19 protein-coding genes are annotated in these 21,785 nt (G+C 62.6%); 7 read left to right on the plus strand and 12 right to left on the minus strand.

Annotated features, from left to right (window positions below; genetic code table 11):
• Positions 1-6: 6 nt before the first annotated feature.
• The 6 genes from WKV53_RS05345 (at position 7) to WKV53_RS05370 (ending at position 6,628) form a co-directional block, all read left to right on the plus strand.
• Complete coding sequence (locus WKV53_RS05345; RefSeq protein ID WP_341403322.1) at positions 7-660, plus strand: hypothetical protein; 654 nt, start codon at positions 7-9, stop codon at positions 658-660.
• Positions 657-1,340, plus strand: a complete 684-nt coding sequence (locus WKV53_RS05350) for a hypothetical protein (protein WP_341403323.1) — start codon at positions 657-659, stop codon at positions 1,338-1,340. The genes WKV53_RS05345 and WKV53_RS05350 overlap by 4 nt, the downstream gene beginning before the upstream one ends.
• A 9-nt stretch (positions 1,341-1,349) precedes the next feature.
• Positions 1,350-1,952 carry a hypothetical protein gene (locus WKV53_RS05355; protein WP_341403324.1) on the plus strand — a complete coding sequence of 201 codons (603 nt, stop codon included), beginning with the start codon at positions 1,350-1,352 and terminating at the stop codon, positions 1,950-1,952.
• Positions 1,953-1,961: 9 nt separating this feature from the next.
• Positions 1,962-4,436 (plus strand): type II secretion system protein GspD, encoded by a 2,475-nt coding sequence (locus WKV53_RS05360; protein ID WP_341403325.1) that lies wholly within the window; start codon positions 1,962-1,964, stop codon positions 4,434-4,436.
• Positions 4,437-4,600: 164 nt separating this feature from the next.
• Complete coding sequence (locus WKV53_RS05365; RefSeq protein WP_341403326.1) at positions 4,601-5,983, plus strand: tetratricopeptide repeat protein; 1,383 nt, start codon at positions 4,601-4,603, stop codon at positions 5,981-5,983.
• Between the two features lie 204 nt (positions 5,984-6,187).
• Positions 6,188-6,628, plus strand: a complete 441-nt coding sequence (locus tag WKV53_RS05370) for a toxin-antitoxin system YwqK family antitoxin (protein ID WP_341403327.1) — start codon at positions 6,188-6,190, stop codon at positions 6,626-6,628.
• A 136-nt stretch (positions 6,629-6,764) separates the two neighbouring features.
• Here the strand turns inward: WKV53_RS05370 and WKV53_RS05375 are convergent, their stop codons facing one another.
• The 3 genes from WKV53_RS05375 to WKV53_RS05385 all read right to left on the minus strand — a co-directional run bounded on the left by WKV53_RS05375 (position 6,765) and on the right by WKV53_RS05385 (position 11,469).
• Positions 6,765-8,114, minus strand: a complete 1,350-nt coding sequence (locus WKV53_RS05375; protein WP_341403328.1) for a cytochrome-c peroxidase — start codon at positions 8,112-8,114, stop codon at positions 6,765-6,767.
• A 103-nt stretch (positions 8,115-8,217) separates the two neighbouring features.
• Positions 8,218-10,473 (minus strand): tetratricopeptide repeat protein, encoded by a 2,256-nt coding sequence (locus tag WKV53_RS05380; RefSeq protein WP_341403329.1) that lies wholly within the window; start codon positions 10,471-10,473, stop codon positions 8,218-8,220.
• A 138-nt stretch (positions 10,474-10,611) separates the two neighbouring features.
• Entirely contained in the window at positions 10,612-11,469 is an 858-nt protein-coding gene (locus WKV53_RS05385) for an SDR family oxidoreductase (RefSeq protein ID WP_341403330.1), read from the minus strand.
• A gap of 121 nt (positions 11,470-11,590) precedes the next feature.
• Between WKV53_RS05385 and WKV53_RS05390 the strand changes: the two genes are divergently transcribed.
• Positions 11,591-11,986 carry a winged helix-turn-helix transcriptional regulator gene (locus WKV53_RS05390; RefSeq protein ID WP_341403331.1) on the plus strand — a complete coding sequence of 132 codons (396 nt, stop codon included), beginning with the start codon at positions 11,591-11,593 and terminating at the stop codon, positions 11,984-11,986.
• Positions 11,987-11,989: 3 nt separating this feature from the next.
• Here the strand turns inward: WKV53_RS05390 and WKV53_RS05395 are convergent, their stop codons facing one another.
• The 9 genes from WKV53_RS05395 to WKV53_RS05435 form a co-directional block, all read right to left on the minus strand.
• Complete coding sequence (locus tag WKV53_RS05395; protein WP_341403332.1) at positions 11,990-12,583, minus strand: hypothetical protein; 594 nt, start codon at positions 12,581-12,583, stop codon at positions 11,990-11,992.
• A 59-nt stretch (positions 12,584-12,642) separates the two neighbouring features.
• Positions 12,643-13,290 carry a ligase-associated DNA damage response endonuclease PdeM gene (gene pdeM / locus WKV53_RS05400; protein ID WP_341403333.1) on the minus strand — a complete coding sequence of 216 codons (648 nt, stop codon included), beginning with the start codon at positions 13,288-13,290 and terminating at the stop codon, positions 12,643-12,645.
• A complete protein-coding gene (locus WKV53_RS05405) occupies positions 13,287-15,704 on the minus strand; it encodes a ligase-associated DNA damage response DEXH box helicase (protein ID WP_341403334.1) in 2,418 nt (805 codons plus the stop codon). Before WKV53_RS05405 ends, pdeM begins: the two co-directional genes overlap by 4 nt.
• 75 nt (positions 15,705-15,779) lie before the next feature.
• Positions 15,780-16,271, minus strand: a complete 492-nt coding sequence (locus tag WKV53_RS05410) for a DUF5362 family protein (protein WP_341403335.1) — start codon at positions 16,269-16,271, stop codon at positions 15,780-15,782.
• A 53-nt stretch (positions 16,272-16,324) separates the two neighbouring features.
• Complete coding sequence (locus tag WKV53_RS05415) at positions 16,325-17,167, minus strand: mechanosensitive ion channel family protein (RefSeq protein WP_341403336.1); 843 nt, start codon at positions 17,165-17,167, stop codon at positions 16,325-16,327.
• A gap of 6 nt (positions 17,168-17,173) precedes the next feature.
• The gene (locus WKV53_RS05420) at positions 17,174-17,968 is read right to left on the minus strand and encodes a DUF432 domain-containing protein (protein WP_341403337.1); all 795 of its coding nucleotides are present in this window, start codon (positions 17,966-17,968) and stop codon (positions 17,174-17,176) included.
• 46 nt (positions 17,969-18,014) lie between these two features.
• Entirely contained in the window at positions 18,015-18,920 is a 906-nt protein-coding gene (locus WKV53_RS05425; protein ID WP_341403338.1) for a hypothetical protein, read from the minus strand.
• Complete coding sequence (locus WKV53_RS05430) at positions 18,917-20,902, minus strand: TonB-dependent receptor (RefSeq protein ID WP_341403339.1); 1,986 nt, start codon at positions 20,900-20,902, stop codon at positions 18,917-18,919. The genes WKV53_RS05425 and WKV53_RS05430 overlap by 4 nt, the downstream gene beginning before the upstream one ends.
• An 11-nt stretch (positions 20,903-20,913) precedes the next feature.
• On the minus strand, positions 20,914-21,762 hold the full coding sequence (locus tag WKV53_RS05435; RefSeq protein WP_341403340.1) for a DUF4465 domain-containing protein: 849 nt from the start codon (positions 21,760-21,762) through the stop codon (positions 20,914-20,916).
• Positions 21,763-21,785 lie beyond the last annotated feature (23 nt).

Genomic DNA, 21,785 nt, shown 5'->3' on the forward strand with positions numbered 1-21,785 from the left:
CCTTTCATGAGCGACCGCGAAAGAAAACTGGTGCTATTCTTCGGCCTTGCGGCGTTCCTGCTGGTCAATTTCTTCGTCATCTCCTGGTTCCAGAAGCAGAAGCTGAAGATTTCCAACAATCTGATCGCTGCGGAAGCTGAGGTGCAGCACGCCGAGGCGGCGGCTGGCAACTACGAGACCGTGGGGGAGGAAATGACCTGGCTGAACAACAAGATGCCGAGCCCGAAGGCCGGCCAGCTTGTGGCGACGGAACTGGAGACCTACGCGACGAATCAGGCGGGTACCCACCAGCTGACGGTCGAGAAGAAGGATTTCAAGCCGAACGACGAGACGGGGGCGCATTTCCACCGTGCGAAGTTGCAGTACAAGGTGAGCGGCCGTGAGGACTCGCTCTACCGCTGGCTGGATCGCCTGCAGATGCCGGATCAATTCAAGGCGGTGACCGCCCTGCGCCTCCAGCCGGATGCAAAGGACGACACGCTGATCGATGCCACCGTCGATGTGGAACAATGGTATGTGCCCGTGACCGAGGGCTCCGATGCCACGCCTTCCGATACGCCTGAGCCAAGCCCGGATGCCGCCCCGGCACCGGAAGCAGCTCCCGCGCCCGAGTCCGATACCGATTCGGCCCCCGAAGCCATCAAACCGCCGACCCAATGAAAACGATCGCTTTTCTGACGCTCCTTCTTGCTGGGACGACCGCCTTTGCCGCGGGACCGCCGGTGAAAAAGCCGGTGACCAGCTATCTGCACCTTTCCCAGAACTCGCCCTTCACGACCAAGCCGGTCGTCACGGCGGAGCATCGGGAAGATACCACATTCGAAGACTGGGCGCTCGGTGGCGTCTCGGAGGTCGAGGGCGGTTACATGGTGACCCTGGTGAACAAGAAGAACCAGGGTGAGACCCAGGTGATCAAGCCGCGCGGTACCGTCCACAGCACGAAGGACGAGATGAAGTGGATCAACCCCGGCGCGCCCGGCAGCTTCAAGGTCGACAAGGTCGAGTTCGGCAAGAAGAGCTGGAAAGACACCATCGTGATGGTCTCGGTCGGCGACAAGAAGGGGACGATGAAATTTGACGACAAGCAAATGGCTCCGACCGCCGCGGCGGCCGCGCCGGGCGGAAACCGTCCGCCAGGTCAGCCCGGTCAACCGGGGCAGCCCCAACCCGGCCAGCAAGTGCCGCAAGTCCAGCAGCCCGGTCAGCCGGTGCTGCCGCCCAATCCTGCCGTGGTGGCTCCCCAGCAGCAAGGTGGTGGCAACAACCAGCAAGGAAACCGCCCGCCTCGCCAGCGCGTGCTGCCGCCCGCTCCGAACTCCTCGGGCCGTCAAAATCGCTAACTTTCTCCCATGTTGTCGAAATCGCATTTCCTCTTGGTCGGCGTGATCGCGTCCGGGACCGTGCTTGCCGAGCCGCCGGCGGACAAAGGGCATTCGCACCTTTGGTTGAAGTCGCCGTTCACCAATCCACCGCTTCCGCCCGTCCATGACGCCCCCGATCCCCTCAATGATTGGGCGCTCGGTGGCGTTTCCGAGGTCGAGGGCGGCTACATGGTCACGCTGGTGAACACGAAGAACCAAGGCGAGACCCAGGTCATCAAGCCACGCGGCACCGTCCACAGCACGAAGGACGAGATGAAGTGGCTCAATCCCGGCGCGCCCGGCAGTTTCAAGGTCGAGAAGGTTGAATTCGACAAGACGAACTGGAAGGACACCACCGTGCTGATCTCGTCCGGTAGCAATAGCGCGACGATGAAGTTCAGCGACACGTTGCTCGCTCCAACCGCCCCGGCAGCGCCGGCCGGCGGAAACCGTCCATCAGGCCAGCCCGTGCTGCCTCCCAATCCTGCAGTTGTTCCGCCCGCCCCACAGCCGGGCAATCCAGTCAAACGCCCGTCGCACCCACCTGTTCTGCCTCCCGCTCCGCACTCCTCAGGCCGTTCCAACCGCTAAGTTTCTCCAATGTTGTCCAAATCGCATTTCCTCCTCGCCGGCCTGATCGCTACCGGGACCGCGCTAGCCCAAGTGCCACCGCCGCCACCGGCCGGGGCTCCCGTGCAACCGGGTGCCATCCCGGCCGCCCAGCAAGCGGGTTTGAAAACGCCTGATCCGAGGTCGATCAAACAGGAAGGCTATCTCGAACCAAAGATCAATGGCGAGCGTCTGGCGGAAATCTACTCCGAGCTGACCGGCCGCCGCGTGACCGTGAGCAACGCCGCGATCACGGCCGAGTTCCGGTTCGTGCAGCAGGGTCCGATCACCTACGGGGAAGCCGCGGAACTGCTCAAGGTGGCCGCGGTGATGGAAGGATTCGTTTTCATCCCGTCCGGCGAGAATCACGACCGGCTGGTTTATTCGCAGAACGTCGCTACCCCGGGTGGCGAGCACCTGCGCACCGTGACCGATGCCGCGGACCTGCCGGAGGGTGAGGAGGTCGTCACCTATGTGATGCAGCTGAAGCACATCAAGCCGGATGAGGTGGTGCGAACCTTCACTGCGGTCGTGAAGCAGTTCGGAAACTTCGGCTCGGTGGCCGCGGTGCCGAATGCGGCGTGCGTCCTCATCACGGAGAAGTCCTCGCTGATCCGCCGCCTGATCGAGCTTCAGGACGTGATCGACGTGCCGAAGAGCGATGTCGGCACGAAGTTCATCAAGGTCCAGTACGCGGACGTGCAGGAGCTTTCCGAGATCCTCAACGAGATTCTCAACACCAACAACCAGCAGCAGAGCACGGCCGGCGTGCAGCGCGTCCAGAACGGGGCTCCTGCACCGGTGGTAGCACCGGGCGGCGCCGTTCCAGCAGCGGTGCCGGGGGTGACGGGTGGTGAAGGCGGCGGGGCGGGGGAAGATGTGCCGATCCAGATCGTGCCGAGCCCGCGGACCAACCAGATCTTCGCGATGGGACGACCGGTGGACATCGTCTTCGTGGAAAGCCTCGTGGCAGGCTTTGACACGCCGACCGACACGCGCAACTACCTGCGCCGCAAGCTGAAGTTCCTGGCCGTGGCGGACTTCCTGCCGGTGGCCGAGCAGGCCCTGCAGCGTGCGTTCGGTGGTTCGAATAACCAAGGCGGCGCTACCGGTGGCACGCAGGGCGGCGGTCGCTCCGGCGCGAACTTCGGCGGCGGTGGTGGTGGCAACAATTCCCGCACCAACCAGGCTTCCTCTTCTCGCAGCAGTGGTAGCAGCCGCTCGGGAAGCAGCGGCAGCAGCAACGGCTTCGGTAGCAGTCAAAGCGGCAGTGGCAGCAACGGCTTCGGCGGTAGTGGCGGTGGCAGTGGTGGCGGTAGTGCCGGTGGCGGTGCCAGCGGTGACACCCTCGTCAACAACGCCCCGACTGCCCAGCTTGTCGGACGCACCTTGCTGGTGGCGGACAACATTACCAACTCACTGGTGGTCCAAGGTCCGCCAGCGAGCCTGGAGGTGATTGGCCAACTGCTCGACGAGATCGACGTGAAGGCCGAGCAGGTGATGATTTCCTGCATCTTCGGACAGCTCCAACTGAACGATGACCTGAACTACGGTCTGGATTTCCTCCGCGAAGTGGAAAGCCGCGGCGACAACAAGATCGGCGGTCGCGGGGGCAGTGGCGCGGGTCCGACCCTGCCGCTCGATGGCAGCGCCTTCGATCCCGGCGACCTTGCCGCGACGGCTGGCCTCGGCCTCTACGGGAAGATCGGTCCTTACCTGAATCTTTACCTTCAAGCGCTGCAGGCGACCACCAAGTTCAACATCGTTGCCCGTCCGACCGTGTTCATGGCGAACAACCAGACGGGCCGGATCCGCAGCGGTCAACAGATCGCAGTGCCGACCAACAGCTTCAACAGCGGCACCACCGGCCAGAGCACCAACATCGACTACCGCGACGTGGTGCTCGATCTGGAAGTGACCCCGCTGGTGAACTCGCCGGATGAAGTCACGCTCCAGATCTCGGTGCTGAATGACGAAGTCGTGGGCAGCCAGGTGATCGAAGGGGTCGGCGAGGTGCCGACCATTTCCACCCGCGAGTTGCTGACGACGGTCACCGTGCCGAACAACGAGACGATCGTGCTCGGTGGCTTGATCACCACACGCAACAACCAGAAGCGCTCGGGGATCCCGCTGCTCAGCCAGATCCCTTACATCGGGGGGATTTTTGGTTCGACGACGAACGAGACCGACCGCGAGGAGCTGCTCGTCTTCATCCAGCCGAAGATCATCAACGACAAGGGCACGCTCTATGACGGTCAGGCGGACGTTGACTCCCGCTACAAGTTCGACGACGAAAACCGCGAATTCATCGATGGTCCAGGCGTGCTGCCGACCAAGGAAGCGCTGGGCAAGCCGGCTACCTCTGGCAAGGCGAAGAACGCTGCGCCGGTGCCGGTGGTGGAAGAGCAGGTGCAGGCTCCGCATCGCGTTTCCAGCCGTCCGAAGGGCTTCGTTAAGAATCGCTGAATAACGGCGAAAAATCGATTCACAGGGGCCGCAGAGATGCATTCTGCGGCCCTTTGTATTCCGGGACTTGCCAAAATCCGGGAACGGGTCTCAGTTTGTCGCGCAGAACTCCGGAGACGCCCGGAAACTATCAAAAACCTCGCAATTTTAGCTCCATGCCTGAAATGAACGAAGCGGACCTTCCACCGAACGTGAAGGCCCTGTATCTGAAGGCCCGCAGTGCCGTTCAGACCAATAATTACGGCTACGCCATCAAGCTGCTGCAAAGCATCCTGAAGGATGCTCCAACCTTCCTTGTCGGGCGCCAGGCGCTCCGGCATTGCGAGCACCTCCACACCGGCGGCCCGAAGAAGACTGCCAAGGTCTTCGGTTTCAAGACCGGTGGCGTGGGCCTCATGAAGGTCGCCAGCCAAGTGAAGAAGGATCCCGCCGCCTCCCTCGTGATGATCGAGGAGGAACTGGAGAAGGATCCCTACAACCCGGAAGCCAACGATTTGCTTTTCGAAGCCTTCAACGCAATGGGGCTGCCGGATAGTGCCGCCTTCGCGCTGGAGACCGTTCGCAAGGGCCATCCGGAGGAATCCAAGCTGCTTCACAAGCTCGCCGAATTCTACCTTCACCGTGAGGATCCGGCGAAGGCTGCCGAGGTCTACCGCGACATCATCAAGCATCACCCGACCGACTCGGTCGCGATCAAGGGTGAGAAGGACTGCACCGCCCGTGCCTCGATGCAAAAGGGCGGCTGGAGTGAAACCGCCAGCATGGCGGACCTTGCGCGCAACAAGGGTGAGGCTGCCGAGCTCGATGCCGCCGGCAAGACCGGTCTGACCCGCGATCAGCTCGAAGATCGCCGCGATCGTCTCATCCTGAAGTACAACGAGGATCCGAACCAGCTTCCGATCGTCAAGGATCTGGCCAGCATCTTCGAGCAGCTCGAAGACTGGTCCAACTCGCATACCTTCTACTCGTGGGGCTTCAGCCTCAGCAACGGTGACGTGGCGCTGCAGACCAAGGCCGGCCACATGAAGGACAAGATGGAGGAGCAGCAGCTCAAGGATCTGGAAGCGCGTGCCGCTTCCAATCCCGACGACCCGGAAGTCCAGGCCATGCTTGCCGAGCGCAAGTCGTCCCGCGTCGCCGAAATGGTTGAGGAAGCCAAGGCTCGCGTCGACGCCAACCCGACCGACCCGACGCTCCGCTATCAGCTGGGTCAGGCTTATTTCAATGCCGGCGACTACAGCAATGCCATCCCTCACCTCCAGCAGGCCAAGCGCAACCCGCACATCCAGTCGAAGGTGCTGCTGCTGCTCGGCCGGACCTTCAAGGAGAAGGGCATGCTCGACATGGCTGCCAAGCAGCTCGCCGACGCGCTCGGCGACCTTGTCGGCATGGACAACGTGAAGAAGGAAGTCCTTTACGAGAAGGGCCTGATTCACGAGCAGATGGGCGACAAGCAAGGCGCGCTCGATGCCTTCAAGCAGATCTACGAAGTCGACTACGGCTATCGTGACGTGGCCCAACGCGTCGAGTCGTCGTACGGCGGCTGATCGCTTCTGAATTCAAATTTGAAAGGGCGCGGAGGTGAGAGCCTCCGCGCCTTTTTTTGTGGGATGGGGAGGTGCTCCGCTGTCGACTAACAGCTCTGCAATGCTGGAAGGCCTCAGGCTTTTCGCGGCCTGCGATCATGAGCTCGTCGAACCGGGAGAATATGAGCGTTACGAGTGTGATGGGATTCTGTTCAGTGGTGGCCAGTGAAGAGGGTCGACATTGAAGACTGCGAATTAGGTGACGACATGGTCCTTTTTGAGGGGGTGCCCTTCAGCGGCATTCTCTTCGCGTTGCATGACGATGGAATCATTGCCTATGAACATGAATTCCGAGACGGCTTTCCAGACGGCATCTCCAAGGATTGGCATCAGAATGGAGTGCTGCGGAGAGAGGCGTGCTTCAAATGGGGGCGCGTGGATGGGTTGGTAAAAGAGTACTACCCGAACGGAGAAAGGATGCTGGAAAAGGAAGTCGAGTTTGGTGCGACAGTCGCCCTGCAGCGATGGGGTGAGGAGGGCCGGTTGGTGGAAGATTGGGTCGTGGATCTGGACTCGGCCACGGGGAGATACGTGGAAAGATGCCGGAGGGAAGTTGCCGAGCTTGGCTCGCGCTTGAACGTTGGTTCAAGGCCGGGGGAGGATTGATCCGCTGCATCCGAGATCCGGGAAGGATGCCGAGGCGATCCTTTCCCGGCAGCTGATCACTTTTGGATTCAAATTTGAAAGGCGCGGAGGGGGATGCCTCCGCGCCTTTCTGTTGGGACGGGGAAAGCAGTCAAAATCACTGCGCTTGATAGCGGAAGGGATCCTGAAATTTCTCGTCGGTGGTCACCGTGGTATCGGTGAGGGTCTTGAGGAAGGCGACGAGGGCGGCCTTCTGGGCGTTGGTCAGGTTGAGGCGGCGGGGTTGTCCGCCGTTGGGGCCGCCGGGGGGATTGCGGAGCGGGGCGGAGAGGTTCGGGTGGTTCACCACGCCGCTGTTATAGAATTCGACGACTTGCTCGAGCGTGGCGAAGCGACCGTCGTGCATGTAGGGCGCGGTGAGTTCGATATTTCGCAGCGACGGCACCTTGAAGAGTCCTTCATCCTGGATCCGGCCACTGATCGCGCCAACGCCCTTGTCGATGTAGGGGTTCTCGAGGCCGTTGTTGAAGATGAGGTTGCCGGGCACGAAGTTATCGCTGCCGTGGCAGGCGTTGCAGTTGCCGGCGCCATTGAAGATGGCGCGCCCCTGGTTCTCCTGGGCGGTGAAGTTGTTGAAGTTGGGGACCCCCAGGTCATACTTCGAGCGGCTGGAAATGATCGAGCGGACGAACTGTGCGAGCGCCTTCGAGATGCGGTCGCTGGTCACGGCGGGTGTTCCGAAGGCGTCGGCGAACAGCTCGGCGTAGAAGGGTTCGGCTGACAGTCGTGTGACCAACAGATCGAGGGTCATGCCCATCTCGACGCTGTTTTGAATCGGCTGGAGTACTTGGTCTTCGAGCGTCGCGGCGCGCTCGTCCCAGAAGTAGTGTTCGCGGAGGTAGTACTTCGCGCTGGTGAGTCCCATCGAGTTGCGACCGGTCAGGCCGCCGGCGAAGCCGACGCTGAATGTCTTCGGATCCGAGAAGCCGTGGGCGGCCTGATGGCATGAGGCGCAGGAGATGGTCTGATTGGCCGAGAGCCGCTTGTCGTAGAAGAGTGCGCGGCCGAGGGTGGCACCGGCGTTGGTGGTGGCGTTGTTGGCCGGGGTATTGTCCTGGGCCACGATGGGCGGTGCCAGCAGGTGGGCGGGCAGGGTGGGATTCGCGTAGTTGAAGAAGGTCGCCGGCAGGAGCAGGGCTGAGTCCGCATCCGAGGAAACGGTGCCGGCTTCGTCGGAGTTCAGGCGGAAAAAGCGCCGCGAGCCATTGAGGGGCATGGGAATGCTCAGGGAGCCATTGAAGACCCGGTAGGTGGCTCCATTGGTCCAGTCGCCAAGGTGATCCGAAGTCTGGACGCGCCAGGCGTGATTGCCCGGGTCCTGGACATCGAGAACGAGCTGATTGCCCGCCCTGCGCGTTTGCACGGTGGCCGCTTCGGCGGGGGCCTGCACGGGCACCTGGGCTGCGGCGGGGAGGGCGGTGACAGCGAGAAGGAGGAGCTTTTTCACGGTGTCACCGAAGCCCCAATCCCGCCTCAAGGGCGAGGAACTTTACCTTTCCTTCACATCCGGGCGGCGACTTTTACTTTCGCCTAACGGGAGAGCCCGCGGACTACTTCGCCAGCCGCTTTTCGAGGGCGAGATCCGGTGCCGCGCCGCGCTCGAGGGCATTGTGGTAGAACTCAAGTCCCTGCTTCTTCTTGCCCTGCTTGGCGTAGAGGAAGGCGAGGTTGAAGTAGGGATCAGGCATGGCGTCGTTGAAATCGATCGCCGCCTTGAATTCCTTTTCAGCTTCGTCTTCCTGACCCATGTCGAAGCAGAGCTTGCCGAGCACGACCCGGCCTTCGGCATGGGTCGGGGCGAGTGTCACGCTGCGCTTGAGGGCTTCCTGAGCCTCCGCGTAGTCGCCGGTCTGCATCAGCGAGTAACCGAGCATGCGGTGGGCGTACGGGTTGTTGCTGTCGATGACGGTGGCGTTGCGGAAGGCCTTGGCGGCTTCGGCAGGGTCGCTGAGTTTCAGCTGGACCACGCCTTGCATGCACATGGTGCCGGTGTCGCCCGGGTTGTGATCGAGCACCATTTCGAAGAGCTCGCGACAGGATTGATAGCGGCCGGCCACGAAGGCGCGGGTGGCAGCGTCGATGTAGGGACGGTTGCCGCCTTCGAGTTCGGCGATGCTGGCATCGACTTCCGACTGCGGGCGACTGCCTGAGAAGACGAACTCATCATCGACGCGATGGCCGCGGTCCTTCACGAGTTCCATTTCCTGCGGGCTGAGCGCCAACTCGGAGCCCTTGAAGAGGTCGAGGGCTTCCTTGATCTTCTCATCCTTCTCGGCCTTGTCGCCCACGACGTCGACCAAGAGCTCGGCGGATTGACGGCGACGCTCTTGAATCCGGAGCTGCTTTTGGATGATGCCCCGTAGCATTTCCGACTCCGCGGGATCGGCACCCTTGGCGGAAAGGGCGGCCGTTTCGGTACGCAGGCGGCGTTCAAGTTCCTCGATCCGCTGGTCCTGGGCGGCCTTGTCGCGCTTGAAGGCGTTGATGTTGTCCTTCGCCAGGGCAAGGTCGCGCATGGCCTCGATCAGCTCGTCCTGGGTGGCGTTGTGATCCTTGTTGAGGCGCTCGATGGCTTCCTTGGCATCCCGCAACTGGTGGGCGAGATCCATGTTCTGATCGATGACCTTTTGAATCCGGTCGCCATCCTCGCTGGCGAGCAGGGCTTTCATCTGATCGCGCTCGCGAAGCAGGCCATCGCGTTCTTCGCGCAGCGCATCGACGTCCTTCTTCAAGGAAGCGAGGCTGCTTTCGAGGCCGGCGATCTTCTGATTGGCGCGGGCGAGTTCGTCGTTCTTGGCGCGAAGTTCGTCCTGCATCGCGCGAAGCTGCTTCTGCTGGCCGGCGATGACGTCGTTCTGGACCTTGCGCTCCTGTTCCAAGTTGCGTTCCAGGTCGGCGGCCTTTTGGGCGAGGCGACCACGCTCGACATTCAGGGCGTCGGTCTGGGCACGGGCATCGCGCGTTTCCTTTTGGCTTTGGGAGAGCGCCTGGGTCACGGCTGCGCGTTGGCGTTCGGACTCCTGCAGCTTGCCGTTGATGCTTTTCAACTCGTCCTGCATCGGCTGCTCGGCGAAGCGGGAGCGGAGCTGCGCGAGTTCATCCAAGGCGCGCTTGCGTTCGGCTTGGGCGAGATCGCGCTGCCTCGCCATATCGCGGGCGGCGGATGCTTCGCGGTCGGCTGCATTCGGGTTCGGAGTTTGGTTCTGATTCTGACCCTGGCTCTTGTTCGAGTCGGCCAAGTCGGACTCCAGCTCCTTCACACGGCTTTCAAGCTCGGCGATTCTCCGGGTCTCCAGAGTCTCGACTTCACGAGCAGGCTGCACGGGAGCGGCCGGGATGCCATTGTTCAGCGGGCGGGGGGCTTCGCCCTCGATCACGCCGGTCTTGGCTCCGCCTTCGAGTTCGGCGATTGCTTGGTTCTTGCGTTTGTTTTCCTCAAGCGCGAGGGGGCCGACGCTATCGATGGTCTCCTGGGTCTGGGTGCGGCGTCCGGTGACCATCTCCGGCTTCCAGAGCGGGTAGTAGGAGGAGACCTTGCCAAAGAGCTCGCGGGCACGAAGCAGCTTCTCCAAGGCGTCCGCATACTTCTTCTCGCCCTGCAATTTCTCGGCATCGCGAGATAGCAGCCAGCCTTGGAAATAGACGTCGGAGGGGTCGAAATTCGACGGTGCTTCCTTGCTCGGCGTGAGTGGGCCGGGCTGGATCGGGCCGGGCTGTTCCTGTGCGGTCGCGGAGAGTCCGGCCATGCCGATGGCACAGGCTAACAATCCGGCGCGGCCGGGAAAACGGAAGCGGCTCCGACTCATAGGGCGCGCACGCTAGGAAAGCCCGCGCTCCGCAGCAAGGGGGAAATCCGGACCGTTAGAGGGTTTCCGGGGGCTTGCAAATCCCTCGTAATCACATGGTCATCCCGGGTCGCGCGCAATGCCCGATGGCTTTGGGATTCAAATGCTTCCGAGGGCGAGTCTGACGGACTCGGAAAGCGGGGTGGTGGGGCGTCCGAGCAGCGTGCCGAGCTGGCGATCGTCATCAAAGAGAGCCCCGCGAGATGCGGCTGCATCGCTGTCTGCGAGGAGTGCTGCGAAGTGCTCTGGCAAACCGGCTTTCAGGAGGAATTCGCGATAGTCCGCTTCCGGCAGATCGCGGTAGGGGATCTCCTTGCCGCTTTGCCGGGAGAGCTCCGCGGCGAGCCCGGCGAGGGTGTAGGCCTCGTCTCCCGCCAGCTCGAAAATCTGGCCCGGCTCGACGGGGCTGGCGAGAACGACGGCCGCGGCTTCCGCATAGTCCGCCCGTGCTGCGGAGGAGATGCGGCCACTACCCGCGCCGCCCACCAAGGCTCCGTGGGCGAGTGCCGAGGGAATCGAGGCGGTGTAGTTTTCCGTGTACCAGCCATTGCGGAGGAGCGCGAAGGGGAGGCCGGAGGCTGACAGGTAGTCCTCCGTCTGCCGGTGCTCGTCGGCGAGGCCGAGCAGCGAGCGATCCGCGTGGAGCACGCTGGTGTAGGTCAGGAACTTCACTCCTGCGGCTTTGGCGGCATCGATGACGTTGCGGTGCTGGCTGAGGCGCTTGCCGACCTCGTTGGATGAAATCAGGAGGAGTTTCTCCACGCCGGACAGCGCGGCTTCAAGCGTGGCGGGGTCATCGTAGTCTGCCTGACGCACCGTGATGCCGAGGCCGGCGAGGTCGGTTGCCTTCACCGGGTCGCGGACGAGGGCGACCACCTGGTCGGGACGCAGGCGGTTCAAGAGGTGGTCGATGACGAGGCGGCCGAGCTGGCCGGTGGCTCCGGTGATGGCAATCATGGTGGGTAGGATTCGGGTTGATGTAGCATCGCTGGGATGCTTGGTTCCTATTCGATACCGAGTTCCCGAGGTGCCGCAAGAGGGGCTTTTTTTGGAACCCGGTTACTTTGGAGTAACTGCCATGAGCCTGCCTTTTCCACCTGTGGCCCCGGGGTCGGACCTCGCGTGCAAGTGTCCGGTCCGGGATGTGCTGGATCGTATCGGCGATCGATGGAGCCTGCTTGTCCTGCTCGTGATCGCGCCAAAGACGCTGCGGTTCACGGAAGTGAAGCGGGCGATCGGCGATATTTCGCAGCGGATGCTTTCCCAGACGCTGAGGACTCTGGAGAAGGATGGCTACGTCTTGAGGACGGTCTATCCGACCGTGCCGCCGAAGGTGGAATACTGCCTGACGGATCTGGGCCGGTCGTTGCTGGCAAGGATCGATCCACTGGTGGAGTGGGCGAATGCCCACCACGACCAAGTCCGCCAGGCACGCGAGTCGTACGTCCCGCCGCCGGCGGCCACGCCTTTGTGAGGCTCAATTGTCTTTTTGAGGAAGCGAAGAAAGGACCTCTTTCGTTTGCTTGAGCCGCCCTTTCACCATCTCCGGCTTCCAGTCAGGGTTGTTGCTGGCGACCTGCTCGAAAAGCTTAAGCGCCCGCTCTAGCTTCTGACGACTGTCTGTGACCTTGCCTTCCGTTTTCAACTTCTCGGCATCGCGAGAAAGCAGCCAGCCTTCGAAGTAGAGGTTCGACGGATCTGCCAGAAGTTCGCTGTCGGCATCCTGAGGGACGGCAGATTTGTCCGACTCTGCTGCTTGGAACTTCCGGTTTTCTTCTATCTGCGCGTCCTCCAGGCGCTGGATCTCGCGTTGCAGTTCCACGAGCCGGGTCATGGCTTCCTTGGTGTTTCCGGTCCTGCCGCGCTTTTGATCCTCCATCACACGTCGGGAAAGCTCCTTGCTCTCGGCGAGCAGGCGGCGCAGGGCTTCATTGCGCTCATCGTAGGCACGGCGGTCGTAGGCCGGTTTTTCGGTCTTTTCCTGGGCTGGGGGAACGGGAGGCTCGACTCCCACGGCTAGGTGGGGGCCAAGGGCGGACACGGCGGCGAGAAGGGAGAGGAACCGGGCCATAGGGTGCCCAAGCTAGGGAAAGGCCGGTCGAAGGATCAAGGCGGGACTTTCCAGCCGCCCTACCGCAGGAGCTTCTCCGGGACCTCGATGACCCGGTCGGCGGGCGCGACGAACAGCCGGTCGCCTTCCTCCCGGTCGACGATGGCACCGCCGGTGAACGTGCCGAAGGAGGGGAGGACGAGGATGTTCCGGCGGAGGAGGAAGCAGGGGAGGCGGAGGGAGGTGCGCTTGCCGTCCGCGATCTTGGCGACGGGGTGCCAGTGGGCGGCGACGACCGGGACGCCTTCCGGTGCGTCGGCGGGATCGTGGACGAGATGGACTCCGGAGTGCTCGATGGATGGGACGGCATTCAGCCAGTCAGGAAGGCGATGGAGTTTTCGATCGTGGTTTCCGATCACGAGCTGGAACGGCAGGCCGATTGTGTATAACCACGTTTCCAGCAAACGTTCGATCTCGCTGGAAAGCCCGGCGGGGGAATGAAAGAGGTCGCCATTGATCACAATCCGGGTGGCGCAGACTTGTTCACATATTGTTCCCAATCGGTTCAGATCCGCGCCGCTGTCGCCCTCGGGGATGGCGAGACCTTTCGCTTGAAACGCAGTCGCTTTGCCGAGGTGGAGGTCGGCGACGACGAGTGTGCGGTCGGGAAGGAGGACGGCCTTTCCGGGGAGCAGTTCCAGCGTTTGATTGAAGTGGTTGAGAATCACGAATTGGCGGCTTGTTCGAGCTCTTGAAGCATCTGTTCGAGTTGAGTGGCGGCGTCGCCGCCGGGCATGGTGGCGAAGAATTGTTCGGCCCAAAGGGGGAATGCCATCGGGGTCAGGTGCTCGGTTTCAATCAATCGTATGGGGCGTTGCTGGAGATCGAGAAGGGAATCACGGAGTCGACTGAATTCTAGCTGCTTCTCTAAAATTTCCCGCTGGGATTGGAGAAGTAGGAGATTCTCGGGGTCGTAGCGTTCCAGTACCTCGAAAAGGAGTCGTGAGCTTGATTGAAGCTCCCGTTGGCCCCGTTGCTGGCGGCCGGGGAGTTGCTGGAGAATGAGGCCGGCGACGCGGGCGACTTGGTGGAACTGGCGGCGAGCCAATTCCGCGGTGTTGAGACAGGCGATCACGTCTCCCAACAGATTTTCAATCGTTAGATTCAAGCGAATGATTTCCTCGCTGAGGTGCAGGCCGCGCTTGGCGGTCAGGCAGAAGCCGTAGTCGTTTTGTGTGACGGTGACACTCTGATTTAAACGAAGACGGTAGGCCATCAGGGCACCCAGTCCTTCGTGGACCAAGCGACCCGCCAAGGGGTAAACAAACAAGTGTTCACCTTCGCGGGTGCGGGCGTGTTCGACCACGAGGGTGCGGTCGTCCGGGAGGGCGGACCAGCGGCGCTGGATTTCCAGAATGGGGGCGACGGCCTTCATCTCCGGTGACGGAGGACCTTCGCCACGGAGGCGGGCGGCGGTGGCGTGGGCGAGTTCGGAGGAGAGCGGCATCTTGTTGCCACCCCAGATGGCGACGTTCCCTTTGGCATCGCGCTTGGCGGCGCGGACGGTGGCGATGCGTTGGTGGAAGCGGATGAGTTCCAATTTGCGGCCGGCGAAGATCAGCAGGTCGCCGGGTTTCAAACGACTGATGAAACCCTCCTCCACGGTGCCGAGCGTCTGGCCGCTGGCGAAGCGGACGCTGACATGGGCATCGGCGGAGATGGTACCGATCGAGAGTCGGTGCTGTTGGATGAGGCGCTTGTCATCGACGATGAAGCGGCCGTTTTCGAGGCGGGCCTTTTGATAGCGGGGGTAGGCGGCGAGGGCGCGGCCGCCGCTGGAGATGAAGCCGAGGGACCAGTCCCACTCGGTATCGGTGAGGTCGCGGTAGGCGTGGGTGGACTGGATTTCCCGCCGCATGGCGTCCGGCTCGAAGGGCTCGCCGATGGCGCAGGTGACGAGGTGCTGGACGAGGACATCGAGCGGCTTGAGGAGCGGGCGGCGGGCCTCGATGTGGCGGGCGCGGGCGGCGTCGCGGGCGGCGGCGAATTCCACCAGCTCCATGGCGTGGGTGGGGACGCAGAGGACGCGGGAGATTTTCCCGGGCTGGTGGCCGGAGCGGCCGGCGCGCTGGAGCAGGCGGGCGATGCCCTTTGGCGAGCCGACTTGGAGGACTTGATCGACGGGGGAGAAATCGACGCCGAGATCCAGCGATGAGGTGCAGACGACGCAGCGCATGCGGCCTTCGCGGAGGCCTTGCTCGACCTTTTCGCGCTCGGCGCGGTCGAGCGAGCCGTGGTGCATGGCGATCACGTCCTGCCAATCGGGCTTGAGCGTGAGCAGCTCCTGGAACCACAGCTCGGTCTGGGAGCGGGTATTGGTGAAGAGGAGGGTGGAGTTGGCCTTTTCGAGCTCCTTCACGACCTGCCGGGCAAGGCGGGTGCCGAGGTGGCCGGACCACGGGAAGCGGTCGATTTCCTTCGGGATGAGGGTGTCGATGCGGATCTCCTTTTTCAGGTCGGCGGAAACGGTGACGGCACCGGGAGCGGCGGTGCCGAGGAGGACATCGCGGGCTTGGTCGAGATTGCCGAGGGTGGCGGAGAGGCCCCAGATTTTCAGATCGGGGAACCATGCCCGGAGGCGGGCGAGGCAGAGTTCGGTCTGCACGCCGCGCTTGGTGCCGAGGAGCTCGTGCCATTCATCGACAATGACCGCGCGGAGGCCGGCGAGTTTTTCGCGCGTGTCCTCGTGGGTGAGCATCAGCGAGAGGCTCTCCGGGGTGGTGACGAGGCCGAAGGGGAGGCGCTTGCGCAGGCGCGCTTTGACGGCGGAGGTGGTGTCGCCGGTGCGGGCCTCGACCTGGAGCTGGGGGGCGAGGATTTCGAGTGGCTCGCGGAGGGAACGGAGGGTGTCTTGGGCAAGGGCCCGAAGCGGCGTGAGCCAGACGACGGAGCAGCCGTCAGGCTTTTCCTTCAGGGCCTCCGCGACGGGACCCAGCCAGACGGCGAGGGTCTTTCCCTGACCGGTGGGGGCGTGGAGCAGGCCGGATTTGCCGGCGGCGTAGGCTTTCCAGGTCTCCTTTTGGAAAGGAAATGGCTTCCAGCCGCGCTGCTTGAAGAAGGGCAGGAGGGGATCGGCGGGCATGGGAAAGGGCACCGATCCATCCGGGATGCGGTGCCCTAGGAATCAGCACGGGGAAGGGGCGGTCGCAAGCGCCGGTTAACGGCTGAGCGAACTCACGGCTGAGACGCTCGCGATCCCTGCGATGACGGCGCCGAGCAGCCCCAGACAGGTCGAAACCAGTGCGAGGATCCCAACAAATTTCCAGAAACCGCGCTGCTGTTCGAGCGCCTGCTCCAGATCCGCTGCGGACTGGCTCGACATCAGACGCAGGATGGCGGAGCCGTATTTCCATAGTTTCAACGATGGGAAGAGGTAAACCACAGACATGGCCAGATAGATCACGCCCATGATCACCGGCACCGCCGCGGCACCGGCGCCGCCACGGCTGCGCATGCCACCGACGGCTCCGGTGGCCATCATTGCCAGTGCAATGAAGATCATCATTCCCGCCGCGATGAAGCCGAGAACCGAGCACAGGCGGACCCATGGCTTGGTGCCGGCAAGCGCTTGGATAAAAGCGGGCGAGACGTAGCCGGTGGCCGTGGGGTAAGAGCTGCCGTAGGCACTAGGTTGATAGGGATTATCCATGTTGGGACCTATCAATCCCAAGCGGGCGGAAATGCCAAGCTGTGTTTGTTAGTTCAGCTTGGCCTGGTCTTCCGCACGACGACGGGGATGGGCTCCATGGCCTTGCCGGTGGCGAGGACGCGGTGGGGGAAGGGGATTTCGATGCCTTCGCGGTCGAAGGCTTCCTTGATGCGGAGGGGGATCTCATTCTTCACCTTCAGGACGTCTTCCTTGATGGTCCATGCGCCGATCATGAAGTTGAGTGATGACTCGCCGAAGCCGTTGAAGACGATGATGGTTTCCGGTTCATCGAGCACTGCGGGGTGAATGTCGGCGACTTCGCGGAGTATGCGCATGACGTGATCGATCTTCTCGGTGTAAGCCACGCCGATGGTGAGATCGACGCGGCGGATGGGGTAGCGGGTGACCGTGGTGACGGTGTTCTTCACCAGCATTTCGTTGGGGATTCGCACCGAGCGATTGTCGAAGGTTCGCAGGGTCAGTGCCATGAGGCCGATCTCTTCGACGGTGCCGGTGATGGTGCCGACTTCGATGATGTCTCCCCTTTCAAAGGGGCGCTCGCCGACGATGAAGAGGCCGGAGATGAGGTTCGAGAGAGAGGTCTGCGAGGCGAAACCGATGGCCACACCGGCGATGCCCGCAGCGCCGAGGACGGCGGCAAGATTGAAGCCGAACTCCTGGAGGATCGCCACCAGCACCATCACGTAGCCGGTGTAGCGGACGATTTTTCCGAGCAGTTCGCCGCCCTGTTGGCCGAGCCGGTGCCGGAGAAGTCGACCGACGATCCGCGAGATCAGCATGACCCCCGGGATGCCGGTCACTGCCACGACCAGCACCTTCGCGATCCGCTGGTAGGTCGGATTGGTCCAGAACTCGGAGATGAGGTCAGCGAGCATCGGATTTCAATCGTGCGGGTGAGTGACTCCGAGGAAAGTGGAGAAGGCCTCTTTCAGCATGCTGCGCCGCGCCCGGCCGAGCCGCGGTTGGGAGAGAGAGACGGCGTCGGCGGCTTCGCCGAAAGGCTTGCTGCCGAAGACCACGCCGCTCAGCGAATCGTTCTTCTCGCCGGTGCGGATGCGGGCGTGATTTGCCCAGAGCCTGCCCTGGTGTTCGAAGACGCCGAGGTGGCCGGTTTCGAAGAAGAGCCGCTCGAAGGGGAGCATGTGCGAGCCAGAGTTCGCAATCTCGACGGTGGAGATGATCGACATTTCCTGCCAGTCCTCCGGGACATACTGGCGACGTGCGCGGGTCTTCACGGAGTAGCACAGTGTTCCGGAGATCGGGGTGCCGTGCCAGGTGTTTGACGGCGGGTCGCTTGGCCAAGAGTGAAGCACCTCATACTGGCCCTCGCTGTGGGCGGTCAGCTCGATGAAGGCGGGGATGCCCACGTAGAACATTGCCTTCGCGCGTGGGGAAAGGTTAAGCGCGGCGCGAGGGCGGATGATGACGGGGCGGTCGGGAAAGACCGGGCGGAAGCGCAGCTTTACATCGTTGTCGCCGCGGTCCCAGCGCTGCCAGGGGAGGTCATCCGGCGGCATCTTGGCGTCATCGAGGCAAGAGCACTGTGCGCCGTAGAGCGGGGCGACGCGCCACTCACCCAGGATGCTGAGCACCACCAGCGTGAGATTGCCGAAATTGGCGCACAGCCACTCGCCATCCTGCAGGGTGCGTTCATGCCAGCGTTCAGTGGCGGCCATGGGAGGACGATGGAAAGCCGGTGGCCTCGCGGCAATGCCGAATCGCTCAGCTGCCAACCCGGATTACCCGCCAGAATCGCTTCGGTCCGGCGGGAATGGGGGCGCTGCGGGTGGTAAGCCCGCGATCCATGCTACCCGCCAGGGTTTCCACGGGTTGCCAGTTGTCGAGTTTGTCCGAGGTCTCGATCCGGTAGGAGCTGCCCGGGTTGCTCTGCCACTCCAGATTCGCGGTGCTTCCCGTGATGGTGAAGCCGGTCATGCGGAAGTCGCCGCTGTTGATATTGATGGCACCGATCGCCTCGAGGTCAAATCCGCCGCTTCCGACCGTGGGCGTGGGATCGTAAATGGGACGGTTGTCGCTGTCCTTGGTGGCTCCGTTGCCGATGATATCGACGATTCGCACGAAGCAGACGTGGTTCTTATCGAGCAATGGCGAGGCCGGCAAGGTGGCGAGGTCGAAGGGTGTGCCGTAGCCGACCTGATGCTTGCCGGCGAGGCCGTCGATGTTGGTGGGATCGACGTTGCCGAAGGCACCCACGGCGCTTGCTGTTAGGGAAGCGCTGGGGAATCGGAAGAAGTTCACGCCATCGCTAGAGACTTCGACGAAGGCGAGTTCGAGGAAGGTGGCGCTGAAGGAATTCTCGAAGACGGCGAAATCCGCGCCTGAGCCATCCTTTAGCGGGAAGGGGAAGTACATCGTGATCCGGCCGCCATTGCCGAGGCAGACGATATCGAGGGTATTGTTGGTGGCGGGACCGGTGGCCTTGGCGGGAGTTTTCCAAGTATTGTCGACGTCTGTGCCGTAGGTGATCTCCGAGTTGCCGCTGGCCCAAGCGACGAAGCGCGGGTCGGTCCTTACGATGGCCTCACTGCCTGCCGTGCCAGCTGCGCCGGAATAGGGACCGGCGTGGAGGACGGCGGGAATGAGGAAGGGAAGCAGGCGGAGTTTCATAGTTCGCGGCGGATGCCGATGAGTAGCTGGCGACCGGCGGCGGGATACCAGAGCCCGCTGTATTTGATCGTGGCGTAGCGCTCGTCGAAGAGATTGTTGATGCGGCAGTAGAGAGAAAGTCCGGGCTTGGGCTCGTAGCGGACCAGCAGGTTCGCTACGCCGTATGCAGGCAGCTTCTCGTGGGTGTTCTCGAAGTCGTTTCCTTCGAAGGAATCGCCGACGTGCTGGTATTCGGCCTGCACGGTGAGCCAGTCCTTCGGATGGCAGGCGAGTGTCGCGGTGAGCTCGCGATTGGGGACCAGGTAGACTTCTTTTCCGTCGTAAGGACCGCTGCGGAATTCGGCTTGTAGTGCCGTGAAATGAAAGGCGGCATCCCACATCCCGGTGTGGTAGCCGAGCGAGGTTTCAAGGCCTAGCCGGCGGGTGTCGGCGAGATTTACGTTAAGATTCTGGAGGTAGTCGTAGATGATCTCGCCTTCCAGCCACTGGGCGAAGCCATTCACGCGTAGCGTCCACGCATCGGGTGTCCATTCCGCGCCGAGTTCGATATTGTGGCCGGTTTCGGCCTGCAACTGGTCATTGAAGGGGACCGTGAGGGGGAAGCCCTGATAGGAGGCGATTTCGTCGGTCGAGGGTAGGCGATAGAGGCGATCGTAGCGCAGCCAGACGGAGATGTCGTCATTGGGTTCCCAACGGATGCCTGCCTGGAAGGCGGTATTGGATTCGTCCGTGCTGCGGGAGAAATTTAGCGCGGGATCGTTCGGGAAGGTGTAGCTGCGGGCGCTGGCATCCACGGATGAACGTTCCCAGCGCGCGGAAGTACTAAGGTGCCAGTATTTCCATGGCTCCCACTGGGCGCCGGCGAAGATGCCCACGATGTCGCGCTCCAAGGAGGCGTCCGTGGTGCGGTTCAGTCGCTGGATTTCGGCGTATTGGGAAAGATCGAGCGTGTCCCGCCGCAGGGAGAGTCCGGCCTCTGCCGACCATGAGTCGCCGGAGATCTGGAAGCGGGGGGATAGGGTGAAGGTGTCGAGAAGGTTGTCCGTGTGGAAGCCCGGTCCGAAATTCCAGGCGAGGTCGCGCTGATAGATGGAAAGCGGGATCTCGAAGGTCGGGCCTTTGTTCGTCCCGAAGGTCAGCTTGCCGTCCGCGTTCCAGCGCGTTTGTTCGCTGAAGTATTGGTCCCCCTGGCCTGATTGCGCGTAGATCGATTGGCGGGGATCGAGAAGGTAGCGCTGCTTGGTGAGTGGGCCGGGAAAGCCGCCGCTTTCATCCGCCCACGACACGCCGAAGTCCGCGCCGATCCAATCGACGAGCTGCTTGTCCCAGCGGAGGGACGCGGTTTGCAATTCGCTGAAGGCATTGTCCCGCCAGCCATCGGTGAAATTCCGCTCGGCATCGAAGGTGATGCCGTTGCCATCGATCAGGCTGCGGTGGCTGAGCCTGGCCAGCGTGTAGCCATCGCTGCCGCCCGCGGCTTCAACTACGGTGGACTCCGTACTTCCGCCGCGCGTGACCAGATTGATCACGCCTCCGACGGCATTGTCGCCGAAGCGCGCGCTCTGGCTGCCGCGGAGGATTTCCACTTTCTCCAGCCGAGCGATGGGGACTTCCAACCATGACACGCCGGCCATGTCCGGGCGATTGATCGGGCGGCCGTCGATCAAGACCAGCACGCGGGACGACGAGTTCTCGCCGAACCCGCGCAGGTGCACGGTGCTGTCCGCAGTATTGCCCGTGGAACTGGTGAGCCGGATGCCGCCCTGTGTCGCCAATAGGTCGGCCACGGAGCGGACGCCGGATTTCGCGATCGCTTCCTGATCGATGACCGTGGCGCTGCCGGCGAAGTGCTCTGGCACCACCGAGTCGCGATCCGCTTCCACGACCAAGTCAGGCAATGCTTCATCCTCTTCTCCCGGTGCGGTGACCGGGAAAAGCGGAAGAAGCATCACCGCAAGCGCGGAGATGGAAGCACGGCGCATGGCGCGTTAGCTTAGCGGCGGCGACGGCGGGCCAGCAAGGCCAGCCCGGCGAGCGATGCCAGCGCCGTGGATGGCTCTGGAATGGACAGCAGATTGTCCATCGCGAAGTAGGCGGGCTTGTTGAGGAAGCCGAAGCTCTGGTCGTTCGAGTCGAAGGAGAAGGTGAGCTTATCCACCGTGCCGAGGGCGGAGAGGTTCACCCACTTCCACTGATCGACGATGTAGTCGGAAGATGCATCGCCCCGGAAGTCGGCTAGATAGAAATTCACGGTGCCGGTGGCGGTGGCGCCATTGTAGCCGTGGATACTCAGGACGAGGTAGTCCGGGCTGGTGCCGTCCGTTCCACCGAAGGGAAGGGAGAAGCCATCGCCATCGCGCACGGAGAGTGCGGTGTAGGTGGTATTCGTGAAATACGCACCGAGGCCGGTGAGATCGGTGGGCGAGGAGAGATTGATGGTCGGTCCTTCTTCTCCCGGGATGGAGCTGCCGGAGGCCACGACGAAGTTTCCGGAGCCGGCGATGCCGCCGCCAGCGTAGGAGCTGTATTGGTTTTCGAAGCCGGGCGTGGTGGTGTCACCGAGATTTGAGTAACCGAAGCCGGACCAGTAGGTGTATCCGGGACCGGTGGTGGCGCTATTGTAGAACGTGGCGCTGCCGGAGCTGAAGGTGGTATTCGCGGTGCCTTCTTCAGCGGGGTAGTCTCCGCTCCAGTATCCCTGCGAGCCGGGGTTCAGCTCATCGAACGTGATGACGGCAGCTTGGGTGGAAAGGGTGGCTGCCAGAGTGATTCCCGCCGCCAGCAGAGGGCGGGGGACCGTCGGGAGCGTCCGGAGGAGGGACGCCGTCTTTGGTTGGTACATGTCGTTGGAAAATCCGTGAACCC

The organism is Luteolibacter sp. Y139, from assembly GCF_038066715.1.
Lineage (GTDB): Bacteria > Verrucomicrobiota > Verrucomicrobiia > Verrucomicrobiales > Akkermansiaceae > Haloferula > Haloferula soli.